Consider the following 13,726-nt stretch of genomic DNA (forward strand, 5'->3'; position numbering starts at 1 on the left):
CACAGGGTCAGCACAATCCTCAAGCTTGTCGCTGTACCTGTGGGAGCGGGCGTGCCCGCGAAGAAGGCTCAGGTGATCTCACGGCCGGGCATTGATCTGCTGCTGCAGGTTCTGGATCTGGCTCTGCAAGGTATTCAGGTTGCGGGTCGTCTGCGCCCGGAAGGCGTCGAATTCCTGTACCGAAGCACCACTGGACGCCGCCGCGGCCGGGCGGTTGTCGATCTGGCTCTTGAGCACCAGGATGTCCTGCTCCAGGTCCTGGATGGCCGCGCTCGGGTTACCCTGCTTCTTCAGCGCTGCCACCTCGTTGCCCAGGCTCTTGAGCTGCCCGTCCAGCTTGGCGCCATCAGCCTGCGCGGCCTTCAGCGCAGCAACCTGTTCGTTCAGGCCCTTGAACTGCGTATCCAGCTTGCCACCATCGACCTGCCCCGAGCGCAACGCGGCCAGCTCGCCATTCACCGCCTTCAGCTGCGCCTGCAACTGGGTTTGCAGCTGGGTCACGACCTTCTGCTGTTCACGGGTATCGGCCAGTACCTGCTCCAGGCGCTTGCCCAGGTCGCCGGTCTGCCCGGCCACACCCTTCTGCAACTGGCGCAGCTGCAGCTTCAACGCCTCGCTGTTGGTAGTGGCGCCGGATTCGCTGGCTGCCACCTTGCCGCTGATCGCCTGCAGGCGCCCGGCAGCCTCTTCGCTGATGCGGGCGAAGCTTTCCTGAGTCGCCACCAGTTGCTGCTCCATCAGCGAGATCTGCTGGAAGCTCCACCAGCCAAGGCCCGCCAAGGCGATGAACGCGGCCCCGAGCAATGCCCACAGCGGCGCCGTGCTGGCACCGCGAGCGGCTTTCTGGCGGCTGCGCACCACGTGCGCCGGCATCAGTTCGTCATCGTCATGGGTGCCGGCCCGCAGGCTAGGCACGTCATCGTAGTCATCGTGAGCATGGTTACGCATGGATACATTCAACCGCGGTAGTCGCAAAGAGGGCACGAGTATAAACCGCCAGCGCGGCGCGTTGATGTCCATTGTCGGCCCGACGGTTTCACTACCCCGGCGGCTGGTGCTTCCACCAGGCACAGAACTCATCCAGCGCCGTCCACAGGCTGACCTTGGGCTGGTAGTCCAGGTACTGCCGGGCGCGGCTGATATCCAGGGTGAAATCGCGGCTCATCACCTGCATCCCCAGGCGCGACAGGGTCGGTTGCGGGCGCCCCGGCCACAACATGCAGGCCGCCTCGTTCAGCGCGGCCAGGCTGTAGGCCAGGCCGTAGGAGCGGTAGCGGGTAACCTGCGGCAACTGCATCTGGCGCATCACGTAGTTGACCACGTCCCACAGCGGCAGCGGCTGGCCGTTGCTGATGTTATAGGCCTGGCCCAGCGCCCGGTCGTCGGCGAACAGGGCACTGAGCAGCGCTTCGTTGAGGTTGTGCACGCTGGTGAAATCGACTTTGTTCAGGCCGTTGCCGATGATCGCCACACGCCCCTTGCGCTGCATCTGCATCAGCCGCGGGAAAATACTGGCATCGCCGGCGCCGGTGACGAAGCGCGGGCGCAGCGCCAGCACCTCGAGGCCGAACTCCTGGGCACCGAACACTTTCTGCTCGGCCATGTGCTTGGTCTGCCCGTAGTGGTCATGGAAGCGGCGCGGCACCTGCTCTTCCCGGATGTCCAGGCGCGAGCGGCCATTGAAGTAGATCGACGGCGACGACAGGTGTACCAGCCGCCGTACGTGCTCCTTCAAGCAGCCCTCGACCACGTTTTCGGTGACCACCACATTGCCTTGATAGAAGTCCTGGTAGCGCCCCCAGTTGCCCACTGCGCCAGCGCAGTGCACCACCGCCTCGACGCCCTGGCACAGGCGGCGTGCCAGCTCGGCATCACCCAGGTCGCCGGGGATGAACTGGGCGCCGCGCTTGACCAGGTGCTCGACCCCTTCGGCTCGACGGCCGCTGACCCGCACGTCCAGGCCCTGCTCCAGGGCAAAGCGCGCAAAGCGCCCGCCAATGAAGCCACTCGCGCCGGTGACCAGAATTCGCATGTAAGACTCCGTCTTGCCAGATTTCAGATGCAACTGACGCCAGCCGTGGCTACAAGGGCACCAGCCATTGCCGTGCGGTGTGCCGCAGGTGGTCGGTCAGTTGCGCGAGCAGTTGCCCGCCATTGCGCCAATGATGCCAGTACAGCGGCACATCGATGGGGGTATCGCTGCAGATTTCCACCAACTGGCCGCTGGCCAGTTGCTCGCGAGCCTGCAGTTCCGGCACCAGGCCCCAGCCCAGGCCGGCTTCGGTCATGCGCAGGAAGCCTTCGGACGACGGGCACAAGTGGTGCAGGAAGCCATCCTCGATGCCCAGCGATGCCAGGTAGCGGTGTTGCAGGAAGTCGTCCGGGCCGTAAACGATTGCCGGGGTACGGGCCAGGCGGCTGGCAGCGAAGCCCTGCGGAAAATGCCGCGCCATGAACCCGGGGCTGGCCAGCGCCCGGTAGCGCATGGCGCCCAGCGGCAGGCTGCGCGCGCCGGCCACCGGCCGCTCGCTACCACACAGGCAGGCCGCCACTTCGCCCGCTCGCATGCGTTTCAGGCCCACTTCCTGGTCTTCCACCACCAGGTCGGTCAGCACGTTCTGCTGTGCGCAGAAGTTGCCCACTGCGCCGGCCCACCAGGTAGCCAGGCTGTCGGCGTTGAGGGCGATGCGCAGGCGCTCCGGCATGCCCTCCTCGTCCAGCGCCGGCACCTGGCGCTGCAGGTCGCGTTCGAGCAGGCGCACCTGCTGCACATGGTTGAGCAACTGGCGGCCGACTTCGGTCGGGCTTGGCGGTGTGGCACGCACCAGCACCGGCTGGCCGACCCGCGCCTCGAGCAGCTTGATGCGCTGGGAGATGGCCGACTGCGACAAGCCCAGCACCTGCGCCGCGCGTTCGAAACCGCCCTGCTCGATCACCGCGGCAAGGGCGGCCAGCAGCTTGTAGTCGAACATCGATTTTCCTAATGACGGATCAGCTCTATTTGTTTTTCTTATACAACGTGGTTCATCACAATGACCAGCATCTTTTGGACTCTTTGGAGAGCACGCCATGTGGCAAAGCTATCTCAACGGCATGCTCGTGGCCTTCGGCCTGATCATGGCCATCGGTGCACAGAACGCCTTCGTCCTCGCCCAGAGCTTGCGCCGCGAGCATCATTTGCCGGTGGCGGCACTGTGCATCGTCTGTGACGCCATCCTGGTGGCGGCCGGAGTGTTCGGCCTGGCCACCGTGCTGGCGCACAACCCGACGTTGCTGGCGGTCGCCCGCTGGGGCGGTGCGGTGTTCCTGATCTGGTACGGCGCCAAGGCTTTGCGCAGCGCCTGCTCCAGGCAGAGCCTGCAACACCAGCAAGGCCAGGGTGCGCGCTCACGCCGCGCGGTACTGCTCAGCGCCCTGGCGGTGACCCTGCTGAACCCGCACGTGTACCTCGACACGGTGCTGCTGATCGGCTCGCTGGGCGCCCAGCAGGCTGCGCCTGGCGCCTACGTGGCCGGCGCTGCCAGCGCCTCGCTGCTGTGGTTCTCGACCCTGGCGATCGGTGCCGCCTGGCTGGCACCGTGGCTGGCCCGGCCGGCGACCTGGCGCATGCTCGACCTGATGGTGGCGGTGATGATGTTCGCGGTGGCGGCGCAGTTGATCTTCAACTGACCTCAAGGGCCCTATCGCCGGCAAGCCAGCTCCCACAGGGATATCACCAGGCCTGAGGTCGGTGATATCCCTGTGGGAGCTGGCTTGCCGGTGATGAGGCCCTTGCAGGCAATAGCTGACGCCACTGGTCGGCACGCCCCAACCGCTCTGGAACCTCTATTCCCTATCTTTGTTGCGTGGTTATGCGCCGGGCCCGGTGCTATGATCCAGCCCTTGCGTCGCAAAGAGTACAAACTCGCCGACGCTCATCGGGCCGCCCGTGATCGGCCTTGCGCAAACCGCAAACAGACCTGAATCAGGAGATCCACCATGGCTTTTGAATTGCCGCCGCTGCCGTACGCCCACGATGCCCTGCAGCCGCACATCTCCAAGGAAACCCTGGAGTATCACCACGACAAGCACCACAACACCTATGTCGTGAACCTGAACAACCTGGTCCCAGGCACCGAATTCGAAGGCAAGACCCTGGAAGAGATCGTCAAGAGCTCTTCGGGCGGCATCTTCAACAACGCCGCTCAAGTCTGGAACCACACCTTCTACTGGAACTGCCTGGCACCAAACGCCGGTGGCCAGCCGACCGGTGCCCTGGCTGACGCCATCAACGCCGCTTTCGGTTCCTTCGACAAGTTCAAGGAAGAGTTCACCAAGACTTCGGTTGGCACCTTCGGTTCCGGCTGGGGCTGGCTGGTGAAGAAGGCTGACGGTTCCCTGGCCCTGGCCAGCACCATCGGCGCCGGCTGCCCGCTGACCAGCGGCGACACCCCGCTGCTGACCTGCGACGTCTGGGAACACGCCTACTACATCGACTACCGCAACCTGCGTCCGAAGTACGTCGAGGCGTTCTGGAACCTGGTCAACTGGGCCTTCGTTGCCGAACAGTTCGAAGGCAAGACCTTCAAGGCCTGAGTCATTCAGCCCTGAACGAAAAACCCGGCCCGGTGCCGGGTTTTTTTATGCCTGTACCGGCCTCTTCGCGGGTGAACCCGCTCCCACAGGTACGGCGCAGCTTGTGGACTTGATGCTATCCCTGTGGGAGCGGGTTTACCCGCGAAAAAGCCAGCACGGTTTTGCTTGCTCAGCCCGCATAGCACGCTAACATCAAACCTCTGGAAGATTGTTACAGCGCATTCAAGTTGCGGGGTCAGGCAACCGATACACTATTGATGGTCGGCCGATAGTGTATCGTCATCGTTGATGGCAAAATGATGCCATGCGCATGGATTAAGGAAACCCCATTGAAGCTGGAATTGCGGAACAGCTTGTCGGTCAAGTTGCTCAGGGTCGTGCTGCTGTCGGCGCTAGCGGTCGGTGTCGTGCTCAGCTGTGCGCAAATCGTCTACGACACCTACAAGACCCGCCAGGCCGTGAACAACGATGCCCAGCGCATCCTCGACATGTTCCGCGACCCCTCGACCCAGGCGGTATACAGCCTCGACCGCGAAATGGGCATGCAGGTGATGGAAGGCCTGTTCCAGGACGAATCGGTACGCATGGCCTCCATCGGCCACCCCAACGAAACCATGCTGGCGGAAAAGTCCCGCCCGCTGCAGGACATGTCCATGCGCTGGCTGACCGACCTGATCCTCGGCCAGGAACGTACCTACACCACGCAACTGGTCGGCCGCGGCCCCTACAGCGAATACTACGGCGACCTGAGCATCACCCTGGACACCTCGTCCTACGGCGAAGACTTCCTGATCAACGCCGTGATCATCTTCATCTCCGGTGTGCTGCGGGCCCTGGCCATGGGCCTGGTGCTGTACCTGGTCTACCACTGGCTGCTGACCAAACCGCTGTCGAAGATCATCGAGCACCTCACCCAGATCAACCCCGACCGCCCAAGCCAGCACCAGCTGCCGCTGCTCAAGGGCCACGAGAAGAACGAGCTGGGCCTGTGGGTAAATACCGCCAACCAGTTGCTGGCCTCGATCGAGCGCAACACCCATCTGCGCCACGAGGCGGAAAACAGCCTGCAACGCATGGCCCAGTACGACTTCCTCACCGGCCTGCCCAACCGCCAGCAGTTGCAGCAGCAACTGGACAAGATCCTCGTCGACGGCGGCCGCCTGCAACACCGCGTGGCGGTACTGTGCGTAGGCCTGGACGACTTCAAGGGCATCAACGAGCAGTTCAGCTACCAGGTCGGCGACCAGTTGCTGCTGGCCTTGGCCGACCGCCTGCGCGCCCACAGTGGCCGCCTGGGCGCCCTGGCACGCCTGGGTGGTGACCAGTTCGCCCTGGTGCAGGCCAATATCGAGCAGCCCTACGAGGCGGCCGAACTGGCGCAGAGTATCCTCGACGACCTGGAAGTGCCGTTCGACCTCGACCACCACCAGCAGATCCGCCTGCGCGCCACCATCGGCATCACCCTGTTCCCGGAAGACGGCGACAGCACCGAGAAGCTGCTGCAGAAAGCCGAACAGACCATGACCCTGGCCAAGGCCCGTTCGCGCAACCGCTACCAGTTCTACATCGCCAGCGTCGACAGCGAGATGCGCCGCCGTCGCGAGCTGGAAAAGGACCTGCGCGAAGCCCTGCCGCGCAACCAGCTGTACCTGGTGTACCAGCCACAGATCAGCTACCGCGACCACCGCGTGGTCGGTGTCGAGGCTTTGCTGCGCTGGCAGCACCCGGAGCTGGGCATGGTGCCGCCAGACCAATTCATCCCCCTGGCCGAACAGAACGGCAGCATCATCAGCATCGGCGAATGGGTGCTCGACCAGGCCTGCCGGCAATTGCGCGAATGGCACGACATGGGCTTCAGCGAGCTGCGCATGGCGGTCAACCTGTCCACCGTGCAGCTGCACCACAACGAACTGCCGCGGGTGGTCAACAACCTGCTGCAGGCCTATCGCCTGCCGCCGCGCAGCCTGGAACTGGAAGTCACCGAGACCGGCCTGATGGAAGACATCAGCACCGCCGCCCAGCACCTGCTGAGCCTGCGCCGATCCGGAGCACTGATTGCCATCGACGACTTCGGCACCGGCTACTCGTCGCTCAGCTACCTGAAATCGCTGCCGCTGGACAAGATCAAGATCGACAAGAGCTTCGTCCAGGACCTGCTGGACGACGATGACGACGCCACCATCGTTCGCGCCATCATCCAGCTGGGCAAGAGCCTGGGGATGCAGGTGATCGCCGAAGGCGTGGAAACCGCCGAACAGGAAACCTACATCGTCGCCCAGGGCTGCCACGAGGGCCAGGGCTACCACTACAGCAAGCCGCTGTCGGCCCGTGAGCTGACCAACTTCCTCAAGCAGGCGCAGCGAAACCAGGTTTCGATGTTCTGAGCCGCCTGCCCGGTTACAGGCCGTGACCGGCATTTACACGAATTGCATGCCTGCCCCCTTTACAGCAAATGCAAATCTTTCGCATGATGTTGCGGTTTCGCGTGCCACGGCGCACGGTCCACCCCTTGGTCTAACCACACGACGCAGGAAAACCAATAATGATTCGAATGCCTCTGGCCTCCGCCAGTCTGCTGGCCATTGCCATCGCTCTCGCCGGTTGCGGTGAAGGCAAGGACGACAAGGCCGCCGCGCCGCAAGCCCAGGCACCTGCTGCCGCCAGCACCACCGCTGCGGCGCCCGGGGCTGTCGACGAAGCCGCCGGCAAAGCCGTGGTCAAGCATTACGCCGAGCTGGTCTACGCCGTGTACAGCGACTCGCTGAGCACCGCCAAGACCCTGCAGACCGCAGTCGACGCGTTCCTGGCCAAGCCCAACGACGAAACCCTTAAGGCAGCCAAAGAAGCCTGGGTCGCCTCGCGCGTACCGTACCTGCAGAGCGAAGCCTTCCGCTTCGGCAACACTATCATCGACGACTGGGAAGGCCAGGTGAACGCCTGGCCGCTGGACGAAGGCCTGATCGACTACGTCGACAAGAGCTATGAGCACGCCCTGGGCAACCCGGCGGCCAACGCCAACATCATCGCCAACACCGAGATTCAGGTGGGCGAAGAGAAGATCGACGTCAAGGACATCACCCCCGAGAAGCTGGCCAGCCTGAACGAACTGGGCGGCTCCGAGGCCAACGTCGCCACCGGCTACCACGCCATCGAGTTCCTGCTCTGGGGCCAGGACCTGAACGGCACCGGCCCGGGCGCGGGCAACCGTCCGGCGTCGGACTACCTGGAAGGCAAGGGCGCCACCGGCGGCCACAACGACCGCCGCCGTGCCTACCTGAAAGCGGTCACCGACCTGCTGGTCAAGGACCTCGAAGAGATGGTCGGCAACTGGGCACCGAACGTCGCCGACAACTACCGCGCCAAGCTGGAAGCCGAGTCGGTCAACGACGGCCTGCGCAAGATGCTGTTCGGCATGGGCAGCCTGTCGCTGGGCGAACTGGCTGGCGAACGCATGAAGGTTTCGCTGGAAGCCAACTCGCCGGAAGACGAGCATGACTGCTTCAGCGACAACACTCACTACTCGCACTTCTACGACGCCAAGGGCATCCGCAACGTCTACCTGGGCGAGTACACCCGCCCGGACGGCAGCAAGGTGACCGGCCCGAGCCTGTCGTCGCTGGTGGCCAAGGTAGACCCGGCCGCCGACGCCACCCTCAAGGCCGACCTGGAAGCCACCGAAGCCAAGATCCAGGTAATCGTCGACCACGCCCTCAAGGGCGAGCACTACGACCAGCTGATCGCTGCCGACAACGCAGCCGGCAACCAGATCGTGCGTGACGCCATCGCCTCCCTGGTCAAGCAGACCGGTGCGATCGAGCAGGCCGCGGGCAAGCTGGGCATTGCCAACCTGAACCCGGATACCGCGGATCACGAGTTCTGATCCTGCTGTAGCGGTTCTGAAAGAGGCGGCCTTCGGGTCGCCTTTTTTGCTTCCGGCCCTATCGCCGGCAAGCCAGCTCCCACAGGGCTCAAGGGCTGTGAAGTACCTGTGGGAGCTGGCTTGCCGGCGATAGGGCCCGACCAGGCAACCACAGACCATGGCCAACTGACACCGATTTCATCCAGCAATTGCAAATTGCTCTTATTCAAACTCCCTCACCCTGCTAAGCTTGCACGCCGGTTTTTCGCTCACGCCCAGGATTCTCGATGTCCTTGTCGCTGTCCCGACTCTCCCCCCTGCTGCTGGCCTTTGCCCTCGCCGCCTGTGACGACGCCCCGCGTTTCACCCAGGCCGAGCCCGGCGAAGCGTTGTCGGGCGGCAAAGCCACCGTGCAGCGCACTGACCGCAATGCCTATTCCCTGCCCTCGGCCAACCTCTCGCCCGAGCGGCGCCTGGACTTCGCCGTAGGCAACAGCTTCTTCCGCAACCCCTGGGTGATCGCCCCGTCCACCACCACCGCCCGTGACGGCCTGGGCCCGCTGTTCAACACCAATGCCTGCCAGAACTGCCACGTGCGCGACGGCCGCGGCCACCCGCCAGAGCCGGGCGACAGCAACGCCGTATCGATGCTGGTACGCCTGTCGATCCCCGACCAGCCCTACCTGGCCAAGGTGGTCGAACGCCTCGGCGTGGTGCCGGAGCCAGTCTATGGCACCCAGCTGCAGGACATGGCCATCCCCGGCGTGACGCCGGAAGGCAAGGTGCGGGTGAGCTACACCAGCGAAACGGTGTCGTTCGAGGACGGCCACCAGGTCGAGCTGCGCAAGCCGGCCCTGCAGATCACCCAACTCGGCTATGGCGTGATGCACCCCGACACGCGCTTTTCGGCGCGGGTGGCTCCGCCGATGATCGGCCTGGGCCTGCTCGAAGCCATCCCCGAAGCCGACCTGCTGGCCAACGAAGACCCGGATGACCACAACCGCGACGGCATCCGCGGCCGGGCCAACCGGGTGTGGGACGACGCCCAGGGCAAGACCGTGGTCGGCCGCTTCGGCTGGAAGGCCGGGCAGCCCAACGTCAACCAGCAGAACGTGCACGCCTTTGCCGGCGACATGGGCCTGACCACCACCCTGCAGCCCAACGACGACTGTACCCCGGCGCAGGCCGACTGCCTGGCCGCGCCCAACGGCGACGGCGCCAATGGCGAGAAGGAAGTCAGCGACAACATCCTGCGCCTGGTCACTTTCTACACCCGCAACCTGGCCGTGCCGGCCCGCCGCGACGTGGGCTCGCCACAGGTGCTGGCGGGCAAGAACCTGTTCTATCAGGCTGGCTGCCAGGGCTGCCATACACCGCAGTTCACCACCGCCGCCAATGCCGCCGAGCCGGAGCTGGCCAACCAGCTGATCCGTCCCTACAGCGACCTGCTGCTGCATGACATGGGCCCGGGCCTGGCCGACGAGCGCACCGAATTTGCCGCCAACGGCCAGGACTGGCGCACCCCGCCACTGTGGGGCATCGGCCTGAGCGAAACGGTCAGTGGCCACAGCCAGTTCCTGCACGACGGCCGCGCCCGCAACCTGCTCGAAGCCGTGCTCTGGCACGGTGGCGAGGCCGAGGCGGCACGCAATTTCGTACTCACTTTCAATGCCGAGCAGCGTGCCGCGTTGCTGGCTTTCCTGAACTCACTTTAAAAAGCGCAAAGGAGCCGGGCATGTTCCGACCCAAACTGTTGTTCACCAGCCTCGCCGCACTCGCCCTCGGCGCCTGCTCGCCGCAGGACCCGCAAGCCGTGACCTCCGCTGCCATCGCCAAGCAGGTGATCCTGCCCACCTACAGCCGCTGGGTCGAAGCCGACCGCACGCTGGCCGCCAGCGCCCTGGCCTACTGCGAAGGCAAGGAAACCCTGGACAAGGCCCGTGCCGACTTCCTCAACGCGCAAAAGGCCTGGGCCGAACTGCAACCGCTGCTGGTCGGCCCGCTGGCCGAAGGCAACCGCGCCTGGCAGGTACAGTTCTGGCCCGACAAGAAGAACCTGGTCGGCCGCCAGGTCGAGCAACTGGTCAACGCCGACCAGCCGGTCGATGCCGCGGCCCTGGGCAAGGCCAGCGTGGTGGTACGTGGCCTGTCGGCCTACGAGTACATCCTGTTCGACAGCAAGCCGGACATCGCCACAGCCGAGCAGAAAGCCCGCTACTGCCCGTTGCTGGTGGCCATTGGTGAACACCAGAAGGCCCTGGCCGAAGAGATCCTCAAGGGCTGGAACAGCACCGACGGCATGCTCTCGCAGATGACCAAGTTCCCCAACCAGCGCTACGCCGACTCCCACGAGGCCATCGCCGACCTGTTGCGCGCTCAGGTCACCGCCCTGGACAGCCTGAAGAAAAAGCTCGGTGCGCCGATGGGCCGCCAGAGCAAGGGTATCCCGCAGCCACTGCAGGCCGAAGCCTGGCGCAGCCACAGCTCGCTCAAGAGCCTGGAGGCCAGCCTCAAGGCCGCCGAAGCGGTCTGGGTCGGGGTCGACAACCAAGGCCTGCGCGGCTTGCTGTCCAGCGATCAGAAAGCCCTGGCGGACAAGATCGATGCCGCCTACGCTGCCTCGCTCAAACTGCTGGCCGCCAACCAGAAGACCCTGGGCGAGCTGCTGGCCGACGACGCCGGCCAGCAAACCCTGAACCAGATCTACGACAGCCTCAACGCCGTCCACCGCCTGCACGAAGGCGAGCTGGCCAAGGCGTTGAACATCCAGCTGGGCTTCAATGCCAACGACGGTGACTGATCATGCTGCGACGCCAGGCCCTCAAACTCGGTAGCGTATTGCTCAGCGCCCTCACCCTGGGCGGCTGGAGCCTGTTCCGCAACAAAGGCAGCGAGCCCCTGCTGCTGTCGGCGCGTGACGACGGCGACGGCAAGCACTATGCGGTCGGGTTCCGCCTGGACGGCACCCAGGTGTTCAGCACCCAGGTCGCCCAACGTTGCCATGCCATCATCCATCACCCGGACCTGCCGATCGCCCTGTTCGTCGCCCGCCGTCCCGGCACCGAAAGCTACCTGGTCGACCTGCGCGACGGGCGCCTGCTGCAGACCGTCACCTCGCAGCCGAACCGGCACTTCTACGGCCACGCGGTCATCCACAAAGGTGGCGAATGGCTGTATGCCACCGAGAACGACACCACCGACCCGGGGCGTGGCGTACTCGGTGTGTACCGCTTCGAAGGCGAGCGCCTGGTGCACAGCGGGGAGATTCCGACCCACGGCATCGGCCCGCACGAAGTGGCCTGGCTACCGGACGGCGAAACGCTGATCGTGGCCAACGGCGGTATCCGCACCGAAGCCGAAAGCCGGGTGGAGATGAACCTCGACGCCATGGAACCGAGCCTGGTGCTGATGCAGCGCGACGGTACCCTGCTGAGCAAGGAAACCCTGGCCCAGCAGATGAACAGCGTGCGCCACCTGGCGGTAGGCAGCGATGGCACCATCGCCGCCTGCCAACAGTTCATGGGTGATGCCGATGAAACCGCAGAGCTGCTGGCGATCAAGCGCCCGGGCGAGCCGTTCAAGGCCTTCCCGGTGCCGGAGCGGCAGTTGCAGGCCATGGCCCAGTACACCGCCAGCGTGGCTATCCACAGCGAGCTGCGGCTGGTGGCGCTGACCGCGCCACGGGCCAACCGCCTGTTCGTCTGGGACCTGGACAGCGGCGCGGTGCGGCTGGATGCGCCAATGCCCGATTGCGCGGGGGTGGGCGCGGTACAGGACGGCTTTGTCGTCACCTCCGGGCAGGGCCGTTGCCGGTTCTATGATTGCCGCAAGGCCGAGCTGGTCGGGCAACCGATGAACCTGCCGTCCGGTTTCTGGGACAACCACCTGCATCTCGTCTGATTTTCGGGTTGGCTGTACTGGCCCCTTCGCGGCTAAAGCCGCTCCCACAGGAATAGCGCAACCCGCTGACTGCGCGGTCCCTGTGGGAGCGGCTTCAGCCGCGAAGGGGCCGGCCCAGGCATTCCACTCCCCTTCCCCCAAAAAACAGTCAATACTTCCCCCATCCACACGTGGGCAGGATCGCCCGTTGTCGTGTCTAAGCGAATAACAACCGCATCCAAGGAACCGGACTATGCTGCGCCGCCGCATGCTCATCATGTTGGCCGTGGTTCTGCTGATCGTGCTGGCCCTGGGGGGCTACAAAGCCTTTTCGATCTACCAGCAGATCCAGATGTTCACTGCCCCCAAGCCGCCTATCACCGTGGCGGCCGCCTTGGCCGAACAGCGCCCGTGGCAAGAGCGCCTGCCCGCCGTCGGCAGCCTCAAGGCGCTACAGGGCGTGGAGCTGAGCCTGGAGGTGGAAGGTATCGTCAAGGCCCTGCACTTCGACTCGGGCCAGCAGGTCAAGGCCGGGCAACTGTTGCTGCAACTCAACGACGACCAGGAAACCGCCCTGCTCGGCACCGCCCAGGCCGACCTGGGCCTGGCCAAGGTAGATTTCGGCCGTGGCAGCCAGCTGGTCGGCGACTCGGCCATCTCCCGCGGCGAGTTCGACCGCCTCACCGCCCAGTACCGGCGCAACCAGGCGGTGGTCGACCAGCTCAAGGCATCGAAGACCAAGAAGAGCATCAGCGCCCCGTTCAGCGGCACCATCGGCATTCGCCAGGTGGACGTCGGCGACTACCTGGCCGCCGGCACGGTGATCGCCACCCTGCAGGACACATCCAGCCTCTACGTCGACTTCAACGTACCGGAACAGGCCCTGCCGCAGCTCAGCCTGGGCCAGCAGGTGCTGGTGCAGGTGGCCGCCTACCCGGGCCAGACCTTCCCAGCCAGCCTCAGCGCCATCAATCCCAAGGTCGAGGAAACCACGCGCAACCTGCTGGTGCGCGCGACCATGGCCAACCCGGACGGCAAGCTGCTGCCGGGCATGTTCGCCAGCCTGCTGATCCTGCTACCCAACCCGCAGCCACAAGTGGTAGTGCCGGAAAGCGCCATCACCTACACCCTGTATGGCAACTCGGTATACGTCGCCACGCCGAAAAAGGACAAGGACGGCAAGCCGGAAAACGACGACAAGGGCCAGCCGCAGCTCACCGCCGAGCAGCGCACGGTGCAGACCGGCGAGCGCCGTGACGGCGTGGTGGTGGTCAGCAAGGGCCTGCAGGCCGGGGAACAGGTGGTCACCGCCGGCCAGCTGAAGCTCACCCCCGGCGCCGCGATCCGCATCGGCCAGGACAAAGCCCTCAAGCCCGCACAGGGCGCGCCGGGCAAGGACTGACAGGAGGCTGG

General features: G+C 65.0%; 11 protein-coding genes. 8 read left to right on the forward strand and 3 right to left on the reverse strand.

The features are described 5' to 3' along the window. Nucleotides 1-78: 78 nt before the first annotated feature. The 3 genes from CAG34_RS20525 to CAG34_RS20535 form a co-directional block, all read right to left on the reverse strand. Nucleotides 79-948 carry an ATPase gene (locus CAG34_RS20525; RefSeq protein ID WP_085592084.1) on the reverse strand — a complete coding sequence of 290 codons (870 nt, stop codon included), beginning with the start codon at nucleotides 946-948 and terminating at the stop codon, nucleotides 79-81. Nucleotides 949-1,039: 91 nt separating this feature from the next. Continuing rightward, entirely contained in the window at nucleotides 1,040-2,032 is a 993-nt protein-coding gene (locus CAG34_RS20530; RefSeq protein ID WP_085592086.1) for an NAD(P)-dependent oxidoreductase, read from the reverse strand. A 49-nt stretch (nucleotides 2,033-2,081) separates the two neighbouring features. Then, complete coding sequence (locus tag CAG34_RS20535; RefSeq protein ID WP_054573319.1) at nucleotides 2,082-2,972, reverse strand: LysR family transcriptional regulator ArgP; 891 nt, start codon at nucleotides 2,970-2,972, stop codon at nucleotides 2,082-2,084. A 97-nt stretch (nucleotides 2,973-3,069) separates the two neighbouring features. Between CAG34_RS20535 and CAG34_RS20540 the strand changes: the two genes are divergently transcribed. The 8 genes from CAG34_RS20540 (at nucleotide 3,070) to CAG34_RS20575 (ending at nucleotide 13,715) form a co-directional block, all read left to right on the forward strand. Next, the gene (locus CAG34_RS20540; RefSeq protein WP_085592088.1) at nucleotides 3,070-3,669 is read left to right on the forward strand and encodes a LysE/ArgO family amino acid transporter; all 600 of its coding nucleotides are present in this window, start codon (nucleotides 3,070-3,072) and stop codon (nucleotides 3,667-3,669) included. 309 nt (nucleotides 3,670-3,978) lie between these two features. Further along, complete coding sequence (locus tag CAG34_RS20545) at nucleotides 3,979-4,575, forward strand: superoxide dismutase (RefSeq protein ID WP_013974076.1); 597 nt, start codon at nucleotides 3,979-3,981, stop codon at nucleotides 4,573-4,575. Nucleotides 4,576-4,904: 329 nt separating this feature from the next. Beyond that, nucleotides 4,905-6,959 carry a bifunctional diguanylate cyclase/phosphodiesterase gene (locus tag CAG34_RS20550; protein WP_085592090.1) on the forward strand — a complete coding sequence of 685 codons (2,055 nt, stop codon included), beginning with the start codon at nucleotides 4,905-4,907 and terminating at the stop codon, nucleotides 6,957-6,959. A 158-nt stretch (nucleotides 6,960-7,117) separates the two neighbouring features. Next, nucleotides 7,118-8,455: an imelysin family protein gene (locus tag CAG34_RS20555; protein WP_025340520.1), complete on the forward strand. Its 1,338-nt coding sequence runs from the start codon at nucleotides 7,118-7,120 to the stop codon at nucleotides 8,453-8,455. Between the two features lie 266 nt (nucleotides 8,456-8,721). Continuing rightward, the gene (locus CAG34_RS20560) at nucleotides 8,722-10,149 is read left to right on the forward strand and encodes a di-heme oxidoredictase family protein (protein WP_075046243.1); all 1,428 of its coding nucleotides are present in this window, start codon (nucleotides 8,722-8,724) and stop codon (nucleotides 10,147-10,149) included. Nucleotides 10,150-10,169: 20 nt separating this feature from the next. Then, complete coding sequence (locus CAG34_RS20565) at nucleotides 10,170-11,234, forward strand: imelysin family protein (RefSeq protein ID WP_025340522.1); 1,065 nt, start codon at nucleotides 10,170-10,172, stop codon at nucleotides 11,232-11,234. Nucleotides 11,235-11,236: 2 nt separating this feature from the next. Then, nucleotides 11,237-12,334 (forward strand): DUF1513 domain-containing protein, encoded by a 1,098-nt coding sequence (locus CAG34_RS20570; RefSeq protein ID WP_013974083.1) that lies wholly within the window; start codon nucleotides 11,237-11,239, stop codon nucleotides 12,332-12,334. Nucleotides 12,335-12,566: 232 nt separating this feature from the next. Next, nucleotides 12,567-13,715 (forward strand): efflux RND transporter periplasmic adaptor subunit, encoded by a 1,149-nt coding sequence (locus CAG34_RS20575; protein ID WP_085592092.1) that lies wholly within the window; start codon nucleotides 12,567-12,569, stop codon nucleotides 13,713-13,715. Nucleotides 13,716-13,726 lie beyond the last annotated feature (11 nt).

The organism is Pseudomonas sp. B14(2017) (assembly GCF_002113255.1).
GTDB classification, from domain to species: domain Bacteria; phylum Pseudomonadota; class Gammaproteobacteria; order Pseudomonadales; family Pseudomonadaceae; genus Aquipseudomonas; species Aquipseudomonas putida_Z.